The following is a 16,261-nucleotide window of genomic DNA, read 5'->3' as shown; positions in this document are numbered from 1 at the left end:
CGACCCGGTCGAGACTAGCCTCTCGCGCCAGGCATGGCAATGGGGTGTTCAGCCCGCAGGGACGACCTTGCCCGGATTCATCAGGTTGTGCGGATCGAGCGCGAGCTTCAGCGCCCGCATCGCACCGACCGCGGTGTCGCCGTGCTCGGCGATGAGAAAATCCTGCTTGCCGAAACCGATGCCGTGCTCGCCCGTGCAGGTCCCGTCCATCGCCAGCGCGCGTTCGACGATCTTGCGGTTCAGCGCTTCGGCGCGCGCAATCTCGTCCGGGTTCTCCGGATCGACCAGGATGACCGTGTGAAAGTTGCCATCGCCGACATGCCCGACGATGGGCGCGATCAAGCCGCTCGCCGCGATGTCCTCGCGTGCGCCGGCGATGCACTCCGCAAGCCGCGAAATCGGCACGCATGCGTCGGTGGTGACGCCCCGGCAGCCGGGGCGCAGATTGATCGACGCGAAGTACACGTCGTGGCGCGCGGCCCACAACCGGCTCCGATCCTCGGGGCGCGTCGCCCACTCGAAATTCTGGCCGCCGTTCTCGCGCGCGATCTCCTGCACCGTCTGCGCCTGCTCCTCCACGCCCGCCGCCGAGCCGTGGAACTCGAAGAACAGCATCGGCGCCTCGCGCAGGCTCGTCTTGCTGTAACGGTTGACCGCCTGCACGGTGAGCGTGTCCAGCAACTCGATGCGCGCCACCGGTACCCCGAGCTGGATCGTCTGGATCACCGTACGCACCGCGTCGTCAACCTCTGGGAAAGCGCACACCGCCGCCGACACCGCCTCCGGCAGCGGATGCAGGCGCACGGTCAGCTCCGTGATCAGTCCCAGCGTACCCTCCGAGCCGACCATCAGCGCGGTCAGGTCGTAGCCCGCCGACGACTTGCGCGCGCGACCACCGGTGCGGATCACTCGCCCGTCCGCGAGCACCACCTCCAGCGCCAGCACGTTGTCGCGCATCGTCCCGTAACGCACCGCATTCGTCCCCGAGGCCCGCGTCGAGGCCATCCCCCCGAGGCTCGCATCGGCGCCCGGGTCGACCGGGAAGAACAGCCCGGTGCCGTGCAGTGCCGCATTGAGCTGCTTGCGCGTGATGCCAGGCTGCACCACCGCATCCATGTCGTCGCCATGCACCGCCATAACCCGGTTCATCTGCGAGAAATCGACGCTGAGCCCGCCGTGCAGCGCAAGCACGTGCCCCTCCAGCGAACTGCCCACCCCAAAGGGCACGACCGGCACGCGATGTGCGTCGCACGCCCGCACGATCTCCGCCACCTCCTCGGTCGTGTGCGGCCACACCACGGCGTCCGGCAGCATGTCGGGGAAGTGCGACTCGTCGTGCCCGTGATGCGCACGCACGGCCTCCGCCGTTGAAAAGCGCTCGCCGAAACGGGCGCGCAGCGCCTCGACGAAGCTGCCGGGAAGAGGCGTGTGCGAACCGGGGGAAGGATGCGTCATTGCATCGACTCCATCGAGAGAAAGTGCGCCATCTTCCCCCATTTCATATCCGCCGGCACGACGCGCCGCCGCATCTGCGCCGTGCCCGCACGCCGAAACTTTGCCCTACTGCAAAAAATGTTCAAATGGTGTTTGACACGCGCGGAATGATCCCCTATAGTGCGCGTCTTCCGCTTGGAGGGGTTCCCGAGCGGTCAAAGGGATCAGACTGTAAATCTGACGGCACTGCCTTCGAAGGTTCGAATCCTTCCCCCTCCACCAAGTTTTTCGATCGGCTCGAAGTTCGTGTCGGTCCGGGTGTAAAGCGTTTCGTCTGCGTTGTATGCGGGTGTAGCTCAATGGTAGAGCAGAAGCCTTCCAAGCTTATGACGAGGGTTCGATTCCCTTCACCCGCTCCAGGCTTGGCGCGCTAAGGTTTTTACGGAGCCCATGTAGCTCAGTGGTAGAGCACTCCCTTGGTAAGGGAGAGGCCACGTGTTCAATCCACGTCATGGGCACCACGGTTTTTCGTGTTGTTGTGGTCGATCTGTTCGGTCCGGTTTTCTGAATCTGTCAAAGAGGTACTGGCATGGCTAAGGGTAAGTTTGAGCGGACGAAACCGCACGTAAACGTTGGGACGATCGGCCACGTTGACCATGGCAAGACGACCCTGACCGCAGCGATCACGACGATCCTGTCGTCGAAGTTCGGTGGCGAGGCGAAGGCCTACGACCAGATCGACGCGGCGCCGGAAGAGAAGGCGCGCGGCATCACGATCAACACCGCGCACGTCGAGTACGAAACCGCCACGCGTCACTACGCGCACGTTGACTGCCCGGGTCATGCCGACTACGTGAAGAACATGATTACCGGTGCTGCGCAGATGGACGGCGCGATCCTGGTCGTGTCGGCCGCTGACGGCCCGATGCCGCAGACGCGCGAGCACATCCTGCTTGCCCGTCAGGTCGGCGTTCCGTACATCATCGTGTTCATGAACAAGTGCGACATGGTCGACGACGAGGAGCTGCTTGAGCTCGTCGAGATGGAAGTTCGCGAACTGCTGTCGAAGTACGACTTCCCGGGTGACGACATCCCCATCGTCAAGGGCTCCGCGCTCAAGGCGATCGAAGGCGACAAGGGCGACCTGGGCGAAGGTGCCATCATGAAGCTGGCCGAAGCGCTGGACAGCTACATCCCGACCCCGGAGCGCGCGATCGACAAGCCCTTCCTGCTGCCGATCGAAGACGTGTTCTCGATCTCGGGTCGCGGCACCGTCGTGACCGGTCGTGTCGAGCGCGGCATCGTCAAGGTTGGTGAGGAAGTCGAAATCGTCGGTATCAAGCCCACGGTCAAGACCATCTGCACCGGCGTCGAAATGTTCCGCAAGCTGCTCGACCAGGGTCAGGCGGGCGACAACGTCGGCGTGCTGCTGCGTGGGACCAAGCGTGAAGACGTGGAGCGTGGTCAGGTCCTGTGCAAGCCGGGCTCGATCAAGCCGCACACCCACTTCACGGGCGAAGTGTATGTGCTGTCGAAGGAAGAGGGTGGTCGTCACACCCCGTTCTTTAACAACTACCGTCCGCAGTTCTACTTCCGTACGACCGACGTGACCGGTTCGATCGCGCTGCCGGAAGGCACCGAGATGGTCATGCCTGGCGACAACGTGTCCATCACGGTCAAGCTGCTGGCCCCGATCGCCATGGAAGAAGGTTTGCGCTTCGCGATCCGCGAAGGCGGCCGTACCGTTGGCGCCGGTGTCGTCGCCAAGATCATCGAGTAATTGCGGCTGAAAACCGAAGCAATTGCCTGATCGAAGGCGCCTCGCGGATCGGGGCGCCTTGTAGTCTCTGCTGCAGGGGTATAGCTCAATTGGCAGAGCGTCGGTCTCCAAAACCGAAGGTTGGGGGTTCGATTCCCTCTGCCCCTGCCACTCAATTCCGGGTTTTCAATATCTAGATGGCCGATAAGTTCAAGTTCGCGCTGGCTCTCGCCCTGCTTGCAGCCGGCGTGGTCGGCTTCTACCTGCTTTCCGAGCAGGCAATGGTCTTGCGCGTGCTGTCGGTGCTCGCGGGTGTTGCCGCGGGCGCTGCGGTTGCGTGGCAATCTGAGCAGGGGCGCCGTTTCGTCGAGTTTGCCCGCGAGGCGACCGTCGAGGCCAAGAAGGTCGTGTGGCCTTCGCGCAAGGAAACGGTGCAGACGACCGGAATGGTGTTCGCCTTCGCCGTGGTGATGGCGGTTTTTCTGTGGCTGACTGACAAGAGCCTCGAGTGGGTGCTCTACGACCTCATCCTGGGCTGGAAGTGATCATGACGAAGCGCTGGTACGTGGTGCATGCCTATTCGGGCTTCGAGAAGTCTGTGCAACGCGCGCTCGTCGAGCGTATCGCGCGCGCGGGGATGCAGGATTCCTTTGGGCAGATCCTTGTGCCCGTCGAAGAAGTCATCGAGATGAAGAGCGGCCAGAAGAGCATTTCCGAGCGGAAATTCTTCCCCGGCTACGTGCTCGTCGAGATGGACATGAACGACGAGAGCTGGCACTTGGTCAAGTCGACGCCCAAGGTCACCGGTTTCGTCGGCGGCACCGCGAACAAACCCACGCCGATTTCCGAGAAGGAAGTCGAGAAGATCATGCAGCAGATGCAGGAGGGCGTCGACAAGCCGCGCCCCAAGGTGCTGTGGGAGATGGGCGAGGTCGTTCGCGTCAAGGAAGGCCCGTTCACCGACTTCCATGGTTCCGTGGAAGATGTCAATTACGACAAGAGCAAGCTGCGCGTGATGGTCACGATCTTCGGTCGGGCGACGCCGGTCGAGCTAGATTTCAGTCAGGTCGAGAAGACCTGATGCAGGTGGGCCGGAAGGCCCGACATGCCCGCTTCTTGCGGGCGCAAGCGAGGAGCGCCGGCGAATGCCGGCGCGTTTGCACTCATAACAGGAGCTAGCCGCGATGGCAAAGAAGATCATCGGCTATATCAAGCTGCAAGTGCCAGCTGGTAAGGCCAACCCCAGTCCCCCGATCGGCCCGGCGCTTGGTCAGCGCGGTCTGAACATCATGGAATTCTGCAAGGCGTTCAACGCCAGGACCCAGGGCATGGAGCCCGGTCTGCCGATTCCGGTGGTGATCACCGCTTTCGCCGACAAGAGCTTCACCTTCATCATGAAGACCCCGCCCGCGACGGTCCTCATCAAGAAGGCAGCCGGCATCAAGTCGGGTTCGGCCAAGCCGCACACCGACAAGGTCGGTTCGATCACGCGTGCGCAGGTCGAGGAAATCGCCAAGGCGAAGATGCCCGACCTGACTGCTGCGAACATGGACGCCGCCGTGCGTACCATCGCCGGCTCCGCGCGCAGTATGGGCATCACGGTGGAGGGCCTCTGATCATGGCGAAACTTTCGAAACGAGTTCAGGCGCTGCGCGCCAAGGTCGACCGCAATCGCATCTACCCCGTCGCTGAGGCTCTCTCGCTGGTGAAGGAATGCGCGACCGCGAAGTTCGACGAATCGGTCGATATCTCTGTCAATCTCGGCGTCGATGCGCGCAAGTCGGACCAGGTCGTGCGCGGCTCAGTCGTGCTGCCCGCCGGCACCGGCAAGTCCGTGCGTGTGGCCGTGTTTGCCCAGGGCGACAAGGCTGAAGCCGCCCGCGCTGCAGGCGCCGATGTCGTCGGCTTCGACGACCTGGCCGAGCAGGTTAAGGCTGGCAACATCGACTTCGACCTTTGCATCGCCACGCCGGACGCCATGCGCGTCGTCGGTCAGCTGGGTCAGATCCTCGGCCCGCGCGGCCTGATGCCGAATCCGAAGGTCGGAACCGTGACCATGGACGTCACCACTGCGGTCAAGAACGCCAAGGCTGGTCAGGTCCAATACCGTACCGACAAGGCTGGCATCGTGCATGCGACGATTGGTCGCGCGTCGTTCTCGGTCGAGGCGCTGCAGCAGAATCTCGGCGCGCTCGTCGAAGCGCTGCAGAAAGCCAAGCCTGCCGCGTCGAAGGGCGTGTATCTGCGCCGTGTCGCCGTGTCGAGCACCATGGGTGCCGGCGTGCGCGTCGAGCCTTCGACCATCAACGCAGCCTGATCAGGCTGCACAACGAACTTTGGGACGCTCCGCGCGCAAGTGCGGGGCGGATCGTCAAAGACCGCAGGTGTGGTCGCCCCGGCGACCGCTTAAGCATCCCCGGATGGCCTGCGCAGACGGTGTGCCCAGAACAGGATTCTGGCCGATTCGTCGGTCGCGCTCCTGATCCAGGTCGCCGTGGGTGCGAATCGCAGCTTGCGGTTCGTGTGTGGACTTGAAAGGAGGAAAGACCTGTGGGTCTCAATCTCGATGACAAGAAAGCCGTAGTGGCAGAGGTGTCGGCACAGGTGGCCAACGCTCAGACCATCGCGGTGGCCGAGTATCGCGGCATTGAAGTGGGTGATCTCACTGTGCTGCGCGCGAAGGCCCGCGAAGCTGGCGTTTACCTGCGTGTGCTGAAGAACACCCTGGTGCGCCGTGCGATCGCCGAAACCCCGTTCGCCGGGTTGTCGGATCAGCTGACCGGTCCGCTGATCTATGGCATTTCGGAAGATCCGGTTTCCGCAGCCAAGGTGCTGAACGACTTCGCCAAGGGCAACGACAAGCTGGTGCTCAAGGCCGGTTCCTATGCGGGCAAGACGCTCGACAAGGCCGGTGTGCAGGCGCTCGCGTCGATCCCGAGCCGCGAAGAGTTGCTCGCCACGCTGCTGGGCGTCATGCAGGCGCCGGTTTCCGGCTTCGCTTGCGCGATGGCCGCCCTCGCCAAGAAGCGCGAGGAAGAGGCAGCTGCCTGACCGTTTTCCGAAAAAGTTTCGATTTAGGAGTGATTTGACATGGCTATCAGCAAAGAAGACATCCTCGAAGCCGTTGGCTCGATGACCGTTATGGAACTGAACGACCTCGTGAAGGCGTTCGAAGAGAAGTTCGGCGTGTCGGCTGCCGCGATGGCGGTTGCTGCCCCGGCCGGCGGCGCTGCTGCTGCGGTCGTTGAAGAGAAGACCGAATTCGACGTCGTCCTGCTCGCCGCTGGCGACAAGAAGGTCGAAGTGATCAAGGTCGTCCGCGCCGCTACCGGCCTGGGCCTGAAGGAAGCCAAGGACCTCGTCGATGGCGCCCCGAAGACTGTCAAGGAAGGCGCACCGAAGGCCGACGCCGAGGCGATCAAGAAGCAACTCGAAGACGCTGGCGCGAAGGTCGAGATCAAGTAATACCGAGTTGTCTCTCGGGGCTGGCGCTCATCCGGGCGCCGGCCCTTTCGTGCTTTGTAAATCCAAGAAGCCAGAACCCAGCGCGAAATATGGTGTCTACTTATTTATTGCCTGGCCCGACCTCGTCGGGGCGCTGTGTTCTGTCTCTTTGACGTCCGACCTCTACCCGGAGCATCCATGGCGTATTCCTACACCGAAAAGAAACGTATCCGCAAGAGCTTCGCCAAGCGCGCGGCGGTGCTGAACGTACCTTTCCTCCTCGCCACCCAGATCGAGTCGTTCGCCTCGTTCCTGCAGGCTGAAACGCCGCCGATGACCCGCCTGAACCAGGGTCTGCAGGCGGCTTTCACGTCGATCTTCCCGATCGTCAGCCACAGCGGGAATGCGCGGCTGGAATTCGTTCAGTACATGCTTGGCGAGCCGGCGTTTGATGTGAAGGAGTGCCAGCAGCGCGGCCTAACCTTCGCGTCGCCGCTGCGCGCGCGGGTGCGTCTGGTGATCCTCGATCGCGACGCGCCGAAGGAGACGGTGAAGGAAGTCAAGGAACAGGAAGTGTACATGGGCGAAATTCCGCTCATGACTTCCACGGGGTCGTTCGTCATCAACGGTACCGAGCGCGTCATCGTGTCGCAGCTCCACCGTTCCCCGGGCGTGTTTTTCGAGCACGACCGCGGCAAAACGCATTCGTCGGGCAAGCTGCTTTTCTCCGCGCGCATCATTCCCTACCGCGGCTCGTGGCTTGACTTCGAGTTCGATCCGAAGGACTGCCTGTTTTTCCGCGTCGACCGCCGGCGCAAGATGCCCGCCACGATCCTGCTGCGTGCCATCGGCATGACGCCGGAACAGATCCTCGAGACGTTCCACGATTTCGACGCCTTCCACTTCAAGGGTGAAGAGATCGCGTTCGAACTCGTGCCTGATCGCCTGCGGGGCGATGTGGCGAAGTTCGACATTACCGACGCAAGTGGCAAGATCATCGTCGCACGCGACAAGCGCATCACGGCTAAGCACATCCGCGAGCTCGAGCAGGCCGGTATCAAGACCATGGTCGTGCCCGATGACTTCATGCTCGGCCGTATCGTCGCACGCAACGTCGTCGATCCCGAGACGGGCGAGTTGATCGCCCGCGCCAACGACGAGATCACCGAAGACGTGCTCGGCAAGCTGCGCGATGCGGGCGTCCGGGATCTGCAGACCTTGTACGTCAATGACCTGGATCGCGGTCCCTACATCGCGCAGACTCTGCGTATCGACGAGACGGCCGACCAGTGGGCTGCGCGCGTTGCCATTTACCGCATGATGCGTCCCGGCGAGCCGCCCACCGAGGAAGCCGTTGAGGCCCTATTCCAAGGGCTCTTCTATTCGGAAGAACGTTACGATCTGTCGTCCGTCGGGCGGATGAAATTCAATCGCCGCGCCTACCCCGAGAAGATCGAGGACAAGGCGCCGGGCTGGCTCAAGCGCTTCTACGAGACCGTTGGTGCCCGCGGAGAGGAGGGGCCCGCGACCCTGTCGAACGAGGACATCCTCGCGGTCATGAGCGTGCTGGTGGAACTGCGCAACGGTCGCGGTGAAATCGACGACATCGATCACCTCGGCAACCGTCGTGTGCGTTCGGTCGGCGAACTGGCCGAGAACCAGTTCCGTGCCGGATTGGTGCGCGTCGAGCGCGCCGTCAAGGAGCGTTTGTCGCAGGCCGAATCTGACAACCTGATGCCGCACGACCTGATCAATGCCAAGCCGATCTCGGCTGCGATCAAGGAGTTCTTCGGCTCCAGCCAGTTGTCGCAGTTCATGGATCAGACCAATCCGCTGTCGGAAATCACGCACAAGCGTCGCGTCTCGGCGCTCGGCCCGGGTGGTCTGACGCGCGAACGCGCCGGCTTCGAGGTGCGCGACGTGCATCCGACGCACTACGGTCGCGTGTGCCCGATCGAGACGCCGGAAGGCCCGAACATCGGCCTGATCAACTCCCTGGCTGTTTACGCGCAGACCAACCGTCACGGCTTCCTCGAGACGCCGTACCGCAAGGTTGTCGACGGCAAGGTGACCGACCAGATCGATTTCCTGTCGGCGATCGAGGAAGGTCAGTATGTGATCGCTCAGGCGAACGCCGACATCGGCGAGGACGGCACCCTTCAGGGTGACCTGATTTCGTGCCGTCATAAGGGTGAATTCACCCTGGCGACGTCCGACCAGGTCCAGTACATGGACGTCGCGCCGGGGCAGATCGTGTCGGTTGCGGCTTCGCTGATCCCGTTCCTGGAGCACGACGACGCGAACCGCGCGCTGATGGGCGCGAACATGCAGCGCCAGGCCGTTCCCTGCCTGCGTCCGGAGAAGCCGCTGGTCGGCACCGGCATCGAGCGCACCGTGGCGGTCGACTCGGGTACGGCCGTGCAGGCCATGCGTGGCGGTGTGGTCGACTACGTCGACGCCAACCGGATCGTGGTGCGTGTCAATGACGACGAAACCCTTGCGGGCGAAGTCGGCGTCGACATCTACAACATGATCAAGTACACGCGTTCGAACCAGAACACGAACATCAACCAGCGTCCGATCGTGAAGGTCGGCGACCTCATCGGCAAGGGCGACGTCATCGCGGACGGCGCCTCGACCGACCTGGGCGAGCTCGCGCTCGGCCAGAACATGCTGGTCGCCTTCATGCCGTGGAACGGCTACAACTTCGAGGATTCGATCCTCATCTCCGAGCGTGTCGTTGCCGAGGATCGCTTCACCTCGATCCACATTGAGGAGCTGACCGTCGTTGCGCGCGACACGAAGCTCGGACCCGAAGAGATCACGCGCGACATCGCGTCGCTGGGTGAAGCACAATTGTCGCGTCTCGACGAGTCGGGCATCGTCTATATCGGCGCCGAAGTCGACGCCGGAGACGTGCTCGTCGGCAAGGTCACGCCGAAGGGCGAGACTCAGCTGACGCCCGAAGAAAAGCTGCTGCGCGCGATCTTCGGCGAGAAGGCTTCCGACGTTAAAGACACCTCGCTGCGCGTGCCCTCCGGCATGAATGGCACCGTCATCGACGTGCAGGTGTTCACCCGTGAGGGCATCGAGCGGGACAAGCGCGCCCAGTCGATCATCGACGACATGCTGCGCAGCTTCAAGACCGATCTCGCCGACCAGATGCGCATCGTCGAGCGCGACGCGTTCGCGCGTATTCGCCGCCTGATCACCGGCCAGAAGGCCAACGGCGGGCCGAAGAAGCTCGCGAAGGGTGCCGAGATTACCGGCGAGTACCTCGACTCGCTCGAGTTCTACCATTGGTTCGACATCCGCATGGCGGACGAAGAGCTGGCGACCCAGCTCGAAGCGGTCCGCGAGGGCCTGGAAAAGACCCGCAAGGACTTCGAGCAGGCGTTCGAGATCAAGAAGAAGAAGCTCACCCAGGGCGACGAACTGCCCCCGGGCGTGCAGAAGATGGTCAAGGTCTACCTCGCGGTGAAGCGTCGCCTGCAGCCGGGCGACAAGATGGCGGGTCGTCACGGTAACAAGGGTGTCGTCTCGCGCATCGTTCCCGTCGAGGACATGCCGCACATGGCTGACGGTACGCCGGTGGATATCGTGCTGAACCCGCTGGGTGTGCCGTCGCGTATGAACATCGGTCAGATCCTCGAGACCCATCTCGGCTGGGCCGCGAAGGCGCTCGGCAACCGGATTGGGCAGATGGTCCGCGCGAACACCGCGGCCGCGGAGATTCGCGATCTGCTCGAGCAGGTCTACAACACCAAGGGCCATCCCGAGGACCTCGCCAGCCTCGACGACAAGGAAGTTGTCGAACTCGCCTCGAACCTGAGCAAGGGCGTGCCGTTCGCAACCCCTGTGTTCGATGGCGCGAAGGAAGAGGAAATCGAGGCCATGTTCGCCCTGGCGGGCATCGAGTCCGGCGGTCAGGTCACCCTGTTCGACGGCCGCACCGGCGAAGCCTTCGACCGCAAGGTCACGGTGGGCTACAAGCACGTGCTGAAGCTGCACCACCTGGTCGATGACAAGATGCACGCACGTTCGACCGGCCCGTACTCGCTGGTCACGCAGCAGCCGCTGGGCGGCAAGGCGCAGTTCGGTGGCCAGCGCTTCGGTGAAATGGAAGTGTGGGCGCTGGAGGCCTACGGTGCGGCCTATACGCTGCAGGAAATGCTCACCGTGAAGTCCGACGACGTGACCGGTCGTACCAAGGTGTACGAAAGCATCGTCAAGGGCGAGCACAAGATCGACGCGGGCATGCCCGAGTCCTTCAACGTGCTGGTGAAGGAAATCCGTTCGCTCGCGATCGACATCGATCTGGACACGTACTGAACCGGGTGAATGCCCACGAAGCCACCCGGACGGAGTGATTTATGAAAAGCCTGCTCGCTGACCTGTTCAAGCAAACCCTGCCGAACGAAGACCAGTTCGACGCGATCACCATCGGCCTCGCATCGCCGGACAAGATCCGTTCGTGGTCGTACGGCGAGGTCAAGAAGCCTGAGACCATCAACTACCGCACCTTCAAGCCCGAGCGCGACGGCCTGTTCTGCGCCAAGATCTTCGGGCCGGTGAAGGACTACGAATGCCTATGCGGGAAGTACAAGCGCCTCAAGCACCGCGGCGTCATCTGCGAGAAGTGCGGCGTCGAAGTGACCTTGTCGAAAGTTCGCCGCGAGCGTATGGCGCACATCGAACTGGCGAGCCCGACGGCGCACATCTGGTTCCTGAAGAGCCTCCCCAGCCGACTCGGCATGGTGCTCGACATGACCCTGCGCGACATCGAGCGCGTGCTGTACTTTGAAGCCTTCGTCGTCGTCGAGCCGGGCATGACCCCGCTCAACCGCGCGCAGCTGCTCACCGAGGATGACTACCTTGCCAAGGTCGAGGAGTACGGTGACGAGTTCGACGCGCTGATGGGCGCCGAGGGTATCCGCGGCCTGCTGCGCACGCTCGATGTCCAGCTCGAGATCGAGAAGTTGCGCGGCGACCTCGAGACGACCAATTCGGAAGCGAAGATCAAGAAATTCTCCAAGCGCCTGAAGGTGCTCGAGGCCTTCCAGCAGTCGGGCATCAAGCCCGAGTGGATGATCCTCGAGGTTCTGCCGGTGCTGCCGCCGGACCTGCGCCCGCTGGTGCCGCTGGACGGTGGCCGCTTCGCGACCTCGGATCTCAACGATCTGTATCGTCGCGTCATCAACCGTAACAACCGCCTCAAGCGTCTGCTGGAGCTCAAGGCGCCCGAGATCATCGTGCGTAACGAAAAGCGCATGTTGCAGGAAGCCGTCGACTCGTTGCTCGACAACGGCCGCCGCGGCAAGGCGATGACCGGTGCGAACAAGCGTCCGCTGAAGTCCCTTGCCGACATGATCAAGGGCAAGGGTGGTCGCTTCCGTCAGAACCTGCTCGGCAAGCGTGTCGACTACTCCGGCCGTTCGGTCATCGTGGTCGGTCCGCAGCTCAAGCTGCACCAGTGCGGCCTGCCCAAGCTGATGGCGCTCGAGCTGTTCAAGCCGTTCATCTTCAACAAGCTCGAACTGATGGGGCTGGCCACGACCATCAAGCAGGCGAAGAAGATGGTCGAGAGTCAGGAACCGGTGGTGTGGGACATCCTCGAAGAGGTGATCCGCGAGCATCCGGTCATGCTGAACCGCGCCCCGACGCTTCACCGTCTCGGTATTCAGGCCTTCGAGCCCGTCCTTATCGAAGGCAAGGCGATCCAGCTGCATCCGCTCGTCTGCGTCGCGTTCAACGCCGACTTCGACGGTGACCAGATGGCCGTCCACGTGCCGCTGTCGCTCGAGGCCCAGATGGAAGCCCGCACGCTGATGCTGGCGTCGAACAACGTGCTGTCGCCTGCCAACGGCGAGCCGATCATCGTGCCGTCGCAGGACATCGTTCTCGGTCTCTACTACGCAACCCGCGAAGGCGTGAATGCGCTGGGCGAGGGCATGGCGCTGTCGGACGTCGGCGAACTCAAGCGCGCCTACGAGTCGAAGCAGCTGTCGCTGCATGCCCGCGTGTCCGTGCGCCTGAAGGAAATCGAAGTCGGTGCCGACGGCGAACGTCGCGAAAAGATCACCCGCTACAACACCACGGCCGGTCGCGCGATGCTGTCGGAGATCCTGCCGCCGGGGCTGCCTTTCAGCGTGATCGACAAGCCGCTGAAGAAGAAGGAAATCTCCAAGCTCATCAACGCCTCGTTCCGTCGCTGCGGCCTGAAGGAGACGGTTGTGTTCGCGGACAAGCTGATGCAGTTCGGCTTCCGTCTCGCCACGCGCGCCGGTATTTCGATCGCGGTCAAGGACATGCTGGTCCCGACCCTGAAGGACTCGCTGATCCACGCCGCCGAACAGGAAGTCAAGGAGATCGCTCGGCAGTACACGTCCGGTCTCGTGACGGATGGTGAGCGTTACAACAAGGTCGTCGATATCTGGGGGCGCGCGGGTGACCAGGTCGCCAAGGCGATGATGGATCAGCTCGGCCAGGAAGACGTCGTCAACCGCAAGGGCGAGACGGTCAAGCAGGAGTCCTTCAACTCCATCTACATGATGGCCGACTCGGGTGCGCGCGGTTCGGCTGCGCAGATCCGTCAGCTCGCCGGCATGCGCGGCCTGATGGCGAAGCCGGACGGCTCCATCATTGAGACGCCGATCACGACGAACTTCCGTGAAGGCCTGAACGTTCTGCAGTACTTCATCTCGACGCACGGTGCCCGTAAGGGTCTGGCCGATACCGCGCTGAAGACCGCGAACTCGGGCTATCTGACCCGCCGTCTGGTCGACGTCACGCAGGATCTGGTCGTCACCGAAGACGATTGCGGCACGCGCGGCGGCTTCGTGATGAAGGCGCTCATCGAGGGCGGTGAAGTCATCGAGCCGCTGCGCGAGCGTATCCTTGGCCGCGTTTGCGCCGAAGATGTCGTCAATCCCGACTCGCAGGAGACCGTGATCGAAGCCGGTACGCTGCTCGACGAGAGTGCCGTCGATCTCATCGAGAGCCTCGGCATCGACGAGGTGAAGGTGCGCACCGCGCTCACCTGCGAAACGCGTTATGGCCTGTGCGGCAAGTGTTATGGTCGCGACCTGGGTCGTGGCAACCTCGTGAACGTCGGCGAGGCCGTCGGTGTGATCGCTGCCCAGTCGATCGGCGAGCCGGGTACCCAGCTCACGATGCGTACCTTCCACGTCGGTGGTGCGGCGTCGCGAGCCGCAGCAGCCAGCGGGGTCGAGTCGAAGTCGGCCGGAACCATCCGCTTTGCCGGCAACATGCGTTACGTCTCGAACGTGAAGGGCGAGAAGGTCATCATCGCCCGTTCCGCGGAGATCGTTGTCGCCGACGACATGGGCCGCGAGCGCGAGCGTCACAAGCTGCCGTACGGTGCGACGTTGTTGGTCGACGACGGTGCCGCGATCAAGGCCGGCGTCATGCTCGCCACCTGGGATCCGCATACCCGACCGATCGTCACGGAATATTCGGGCACGGTGAAATTCGAAAATGTCGAGGAAGGCGTCACGGTCGCGAAGCAGATCGACGAAGTGACGGGCCTGTCGACCCTGGTGGTCATCGACGGCAAGCGGCGCTCCTCCGGCGCGTCGTCGAAGGGCGTGCGTCCGCAGGTCAAGCTGCTCGACGAGAACGGGGAGGAGGTGAAGATTGCCGGTACCGATCACTCGGTGGCGATTACCTTCCAGGTCGGCTCGCTGATCACCGTCAAGGACGGCCAGGTCATCGGCGTCGGCGACGTGCTGGCGCGTATTCCCCAGGAATCGGCGAAGACGCGCGACATTACCGGCGGTCTGCCGCGTGTGGCGGAACTCTTCGAAGCCCGCCCGCCGAAGGATGCCGGCGTGCTCGCCGAATATACCGGCACCGTGTCGTTCGGCAAGGACACGAAGGGCAAGCAGCGCCTGGTGATCACCGAAGCCGATGGTACCGCGCACGAGTTCCTGATCCCGAAGGACAAGCACGTGATGGTGCACGACGGCCAGGTCGTCAATAAGGGCGAACTGATCGTCGATGGTCCGGCGGACCCGCACGACATCCTGCGTCTGCAGGGGATCGAGGCGCTGGCGCGTTACATCATCGATGAAGTCCAGGACGTGTATCGTCTGCAGGGCGTTAAGATCAACGACAAGCACATCGAGGTCATCGTCCGTCAGATGCTGCGTCGCGTGGTCATTACCGATGCCGGCGACACCAAGTTCATCCGCGAGGAACAGGTCGAGCGTTCGGAAGTGCTCGACGAAAACGACCGTGCGGAAGCCGACAGCAAACTCCCGGCGCAGTACCAGAACGTCCTGCTGGGTATCACGAAGGCTTCGCTGTCGACCGATTCGTTCATCTCCGCCGCGTCCTTCCAGGAAACGACGCGCGTGCTGACCGAAGCGGCCATCATGGGCAAGCGTGACGAACTGCGCGGGCTCAAGGAAAACGTCATCGTCGGCCGGCTCATTCCCGCCGGTACCGGTATGGCGTACCACCGCAACCGCCGGGCGCAGTCGGCGGGCGAGGATCTCGCAGCCGAGCATGCATGGGCGGCTATGCAGGAACAGCCGTCGGAAGTGCCCGACGGTGTCTCGCAAGATGTGCAGGCCGGTTGACTTTTGCCGGCTTGTCGGGATAACATCCGGCCTCTTTTTGTGGACTGACCAATCGTAGTCAGCCTCAGCCGGAATCAACCGCCCGGGGCGGCCTTTGGGGCCGTCCCGGTATAATGGAAAATTCTCAAGCTATGCCAACAATTAATCAGCTCGTCCGCAAGCCCCGGCAACTTGCAGTCGTCAAGAGCAAAGTGCCGGCGCTCGATGCATGTCCGCAGAAGCGCGGCGTCTGCACTCGCGTCTACACCACCACGCCGAAGAAGCCGAACTCCGCGCTGCGTAAGGTTGCTAAGGTTCGCCTGACGAACGGCTTCGAGGTTATCTCGTACATTGGTGGTGAAGGTCACAACCTCCAGGAGCACTCGGTGGTCCTGATTCGTGGTGGTCGTGTGAAGGACTTGCCGGGTGTGCGCTATCACATCGTGCGCGGTTCGCTGGACCTGCAGGGCGTCAAGGATCGCAAGCAGTCGCGCTCGAAGTATGGCGCCAAGCGTCCGAAGAAATCCTAATTGTCGGCATTCAGAAATAGCTAGAGGTTGTCATGCCCCGTCGTCGCGAAGTACCCAAGCGTGAAATTCTGCCCGATCCGAAATTCGGCTCGCAGGATGTTTCCAAGTTCATCAATGTGATCATGCAGTCCGGCAAGAAGTCGGTCGCCGAGCGCATCGTTTACGGCGCTTTCGAGCACATCTCCGGCAAGGCGGGCAAGGACCCGTTGGAGGTCTTCTCGTCGGCGGTTGCAAACGTCAAGCCGGTGGTTGAGGTCAAGAGCCGTCGCGTTGGTGGTGCGAACTACCAGGTTCCGGTTGAAGTGCGTCCGTCGCGCCGCATGGCGCTGTCGATGCGCTGGCTGCGCGAGGCTGCGCGCAAGCGTGCCGAGAAATCGATGGCTCAGCGTCTTGCTGGCGAACTGCTCGAAGCCGCCGAAGGTCGTGGCGCCGCGATGAAGAAGCGCGAGGAAGTGCATCGCATGGCCGAGGCGAACAAGGCCTTCTCGCACTACCGCTTCTAAGCAGATTCG

The 16,261-nt window shown here is 62.7% G+C and carries 12 protein-coding genes and 4 tRNA genes; 15 read left to right on the top strand and 1 reads right to left on the bottom strand.

Features of this window, described 5'->3' with window-relative positions:
- Window positions 1-48 precede the first annotated feature (48 nt).
- Complete coding sequence (locus tag ToN1_RS09680; RefSeq protein WP_169206235.1) at window positions 49-1,455, bottom strand: FAD-binding oxidoreductase; 1,407 nt, start codon at window positions 1,453-1,455, stop codon at window positions 49-51.
- 176 nt (window positions 1,456-1,631) lie between these two features.
- Here ToN1_RS09680 and ToN1_RS09675 point away from each other — a divergent pair.
- The 15 genes from ToN1_RS09675 (at window position 1,632) to rpsG (ending at window position 16,252) form a co-directional block, all read left to right on the top strand.
- Window positions 1,632-1,716, top strand: a tRNA-Tyr gene (locus ToN1_RS09675).
- Window positions 1,717-1,779: 63 nt separating this feature from the next.
- Window positions 1,780-1,853 (top strand) — tRNA-Gly (locus ToN1_RS09670).
- A gap of 27 nt (window positions 1,854-1,880) precedes the next feature.
- A tRNA-Thr gene (locus ToN1_RS09665) sits at window positions 1,881-1,955 on the top strand.
- Window positions 1,956-2,023: 68 nt separating this feature from the next.
- Window positions 2,024-3,214 carry an elongation factor Tu gene (tuf, locus tag ToN1_RS09660; protein WP_169127224.1) on the top strand — a complete coding sequence of 397 codons (1,191 nt, stop codon included), beginning with the start codon at window positions 2,024-2,026 and terminating at the stop codon, window positions 3,212-3,214.
- A gap of 74 nt (window positions 3,215-3,288) precedes the next feature.
- A tRNA-Trp gene (locus ToN1_RS09655) sits at window positions 3,289-3,364 on the top strand.
- A gap of 26 nt (window positions 3,365-3,390) precedes the next feature.
- Entirely contained in the window at window positions 3,391-3,738 is a 348-nt protein-coding gene (secE, locus tag ToN1_RS09650) for a preprotein translocase subunit SecE (protein WP_169206234.1), read from the top strand.
- A 2-nt stretch (window positions 3,739-3,740) separates the two neighbouring features.
- Window positions 3,741-4,274: a transcription termination/antitermination protein NusG gene (nusG, locus tag ToN1_RS09645; RefSeq protein WP_018987810.1), complete on the top strand. Its 534-nt coding sequence runs from the start codon at window positions 3,741-3,743 to the stop codon at window positions 4,272-4,274.
- 103 nt (window positions 4,275-4,377) lie between these two features.
- Window positions 4,378-4,809 (top strand): 50S ribosomal protein L11, encoded by a 432-nt coding sequence (rplK, locus tag ToN1_RS09640; RefSeq protein ID WP_169206233.1) that lies wholly within the window; start codon window positions 4,378-4,380, stop codon window positions 4,807-4,809.
- A gap of 2 nt (window positions 4,810-4,811) precedes the next feature.
- Window positions 4,812-5,510 carry a 50S ribosomal protein L1 gene (rplA, locus tag ToN1_RS09635; RefSeq protein WP_169206232.1) on the top strand — a complete coding sequence of 233 codons (699 nt, stop codon included), beginning with the start codon at window positions 4,812-4,814 and terminating at the stop codon, window positions 5,508-5,510.
- 233 nt (window positions 5,511-5,743) lie between these two features.
- Complete coding sequence (gene rplJ / locus ToN1_RS09630) at window positions 5,744-6,244, top strand: 50S ribosomal protein L10 (RefSeq protein ID WP_018987813.1); 501 nt, start codon at window positions 5,744-5,746, stop codon at window positions 6,242-6,244.
- 39 nt (window positions 6,245-6,283) lie between these two features.
- Window positions 6,284-6,658 carry a 50S ribosomal protein L7/L12 gene (rplL, locus tag ToN1_RS09625; protein ID WP_169127216.1) on the top strand — a complete coding sequence of 125 codons (375 nt, stop codon included), beginning with the start codon at window positions 6,284-6,286 and terminating at the stop codon, window positions 6,656-6,658.
- A gap of 177 nt (window positions 6,659-6,835) precedes the next feature.
- Window positions 6,836-10,969: a DNA-directed RNA polymerase subunit beta gene (gene rpoB, locus ToN1_RS09620; protein WP_169206231.1), complete on the top strand. Its 4,134-nt coding sequence runs from the start codon at window positions 6,836-6,838 to the stop codon at window positions 10,967-10,969.
- Window positions 10,970-11,010: 41 nt separating this feature from the next.
- Complete coding sequence (rpoC, locus tag ToN1_RS09615; protein ID WP_169206230.1) at window positions 11,011-15,240, top strand: DNA-directed RNA polymerase subunit beta'; 4,230 nt, start codon at window positions 11,011-11,013, stop codon at window positions 15,238-15,240.
- A 131-nt stretch (window positions 15,241-15,371) separates the two neighbouring features.
- The gene (gene rpsL / locus ToN1_RS09610; protein WP_018987817.1) at window positions 15,372-15,749 is read left to right on the top strand and encodes a 30S ribosomal protein S12; all 378 of its coding nucleotides are present in this window, start codon (window positions 15,372-15,374) and stop codon (window positions 15,747-15,749) included.
- A 32-nt stretch (window positions 15,750-15,781) separates the two neighbouring features.
- Complete coding sequence (gene rpsG, locus ToN1_RS09605) at window positions 15,782-16,252, top strand: 30S ribosomal protein S7 (protein WP_018987818.1); 471 nt, start codon at window positions 15,782-15,784, stop codon at window positions 16,250-16,252.
- The last annotated feature ends 9 nt before the right edge of the window (window positions 16,253-16,261 follow it).

The organism is Aromatoleum petrolei, assembly GCF_017894385.1.
GTDB lineage: Bacteria > Pseudomonadota > Gammaproteobacteria > Burkholderiales > Rhodocyclaceae > Aromatoleum > Aromatoleum petrolei.
Note: the sequence above shows the minus strand (reverse complement) of the source record. Positions and strands in the feature narration are given on the sequence as shown.

Coding starts and splice junctions, on each gene's coding strand:
- ToN1_RS09680 (WP_169206235.1), bottom strand. CDS start 1,455: ATGACGCATCCTTCCCCCGGTTCGCACACGCCTCTTCCCGGCAGCTTC.
- tuf (WP_169127224.1), top strand. CDS start 2,024: ATGGCTAAGGGTAAGTTTGAGCGGACGAAACCGCACGTAAACGTTGGG.
- secE (WP_169206234.1), top strand. CDS start 3,391: ATGGCCGATAAGTTCAAGTTCGCGCTGGCTCTCGCCCTGCTTGCAGCC.
- nusG (WP_018987810.1), top strand. CDS start 3,741: ATGACGAAGCGCTGGTACGTGGTGCATGCCTATTCGGGCTTCGAGAAG.
- rplK (WP_169206233.1), top strand. CDS start 4,378: ATGGCAAAGAAGATCATCGGCTATATCAAGCTGCAAGTGCCAGCTGGT.
- rplA (WP_169206232.1), top strand. CDS start 4,812: ATGGCGAAACTTTCGAAACGAGTTCAGGCGCTGCGCGCCAAGGTCGAC.
- rplL (WP_169127216.1), top strand. CDS start 6,284: ATGGCTATCAGCAAAGAAGACATCCTCGAAGCCGTTGGCTCGATGACC.
- rpoB (WP_169206231.1), top strand. CDS start 6,836: ATGGCGTATTCCTACACCGAAAAGAAACGTATCCGCAAGAGCTTCGCC.
- rpoC (WP_169206230.1), top strand. CDS start 11,011: ATGAAAAGCCTGCTCGCTGACCTGTTCAAGCAAACCCTGCCGAACGAA.
- rpsL (WP_018987817.1), top strand. CDS start 15,372: ATGCCAACAATTAATCAGCTCGTCCGCAAGCCCCGGCAACTTGCAGTC.
- rpsG (WP_018987818.1), top strand. CDS start 15,782: ATGCCCCGTCGTCGCGAAGTACCCAAGCGTGAAATTCTGCCCGATCCG.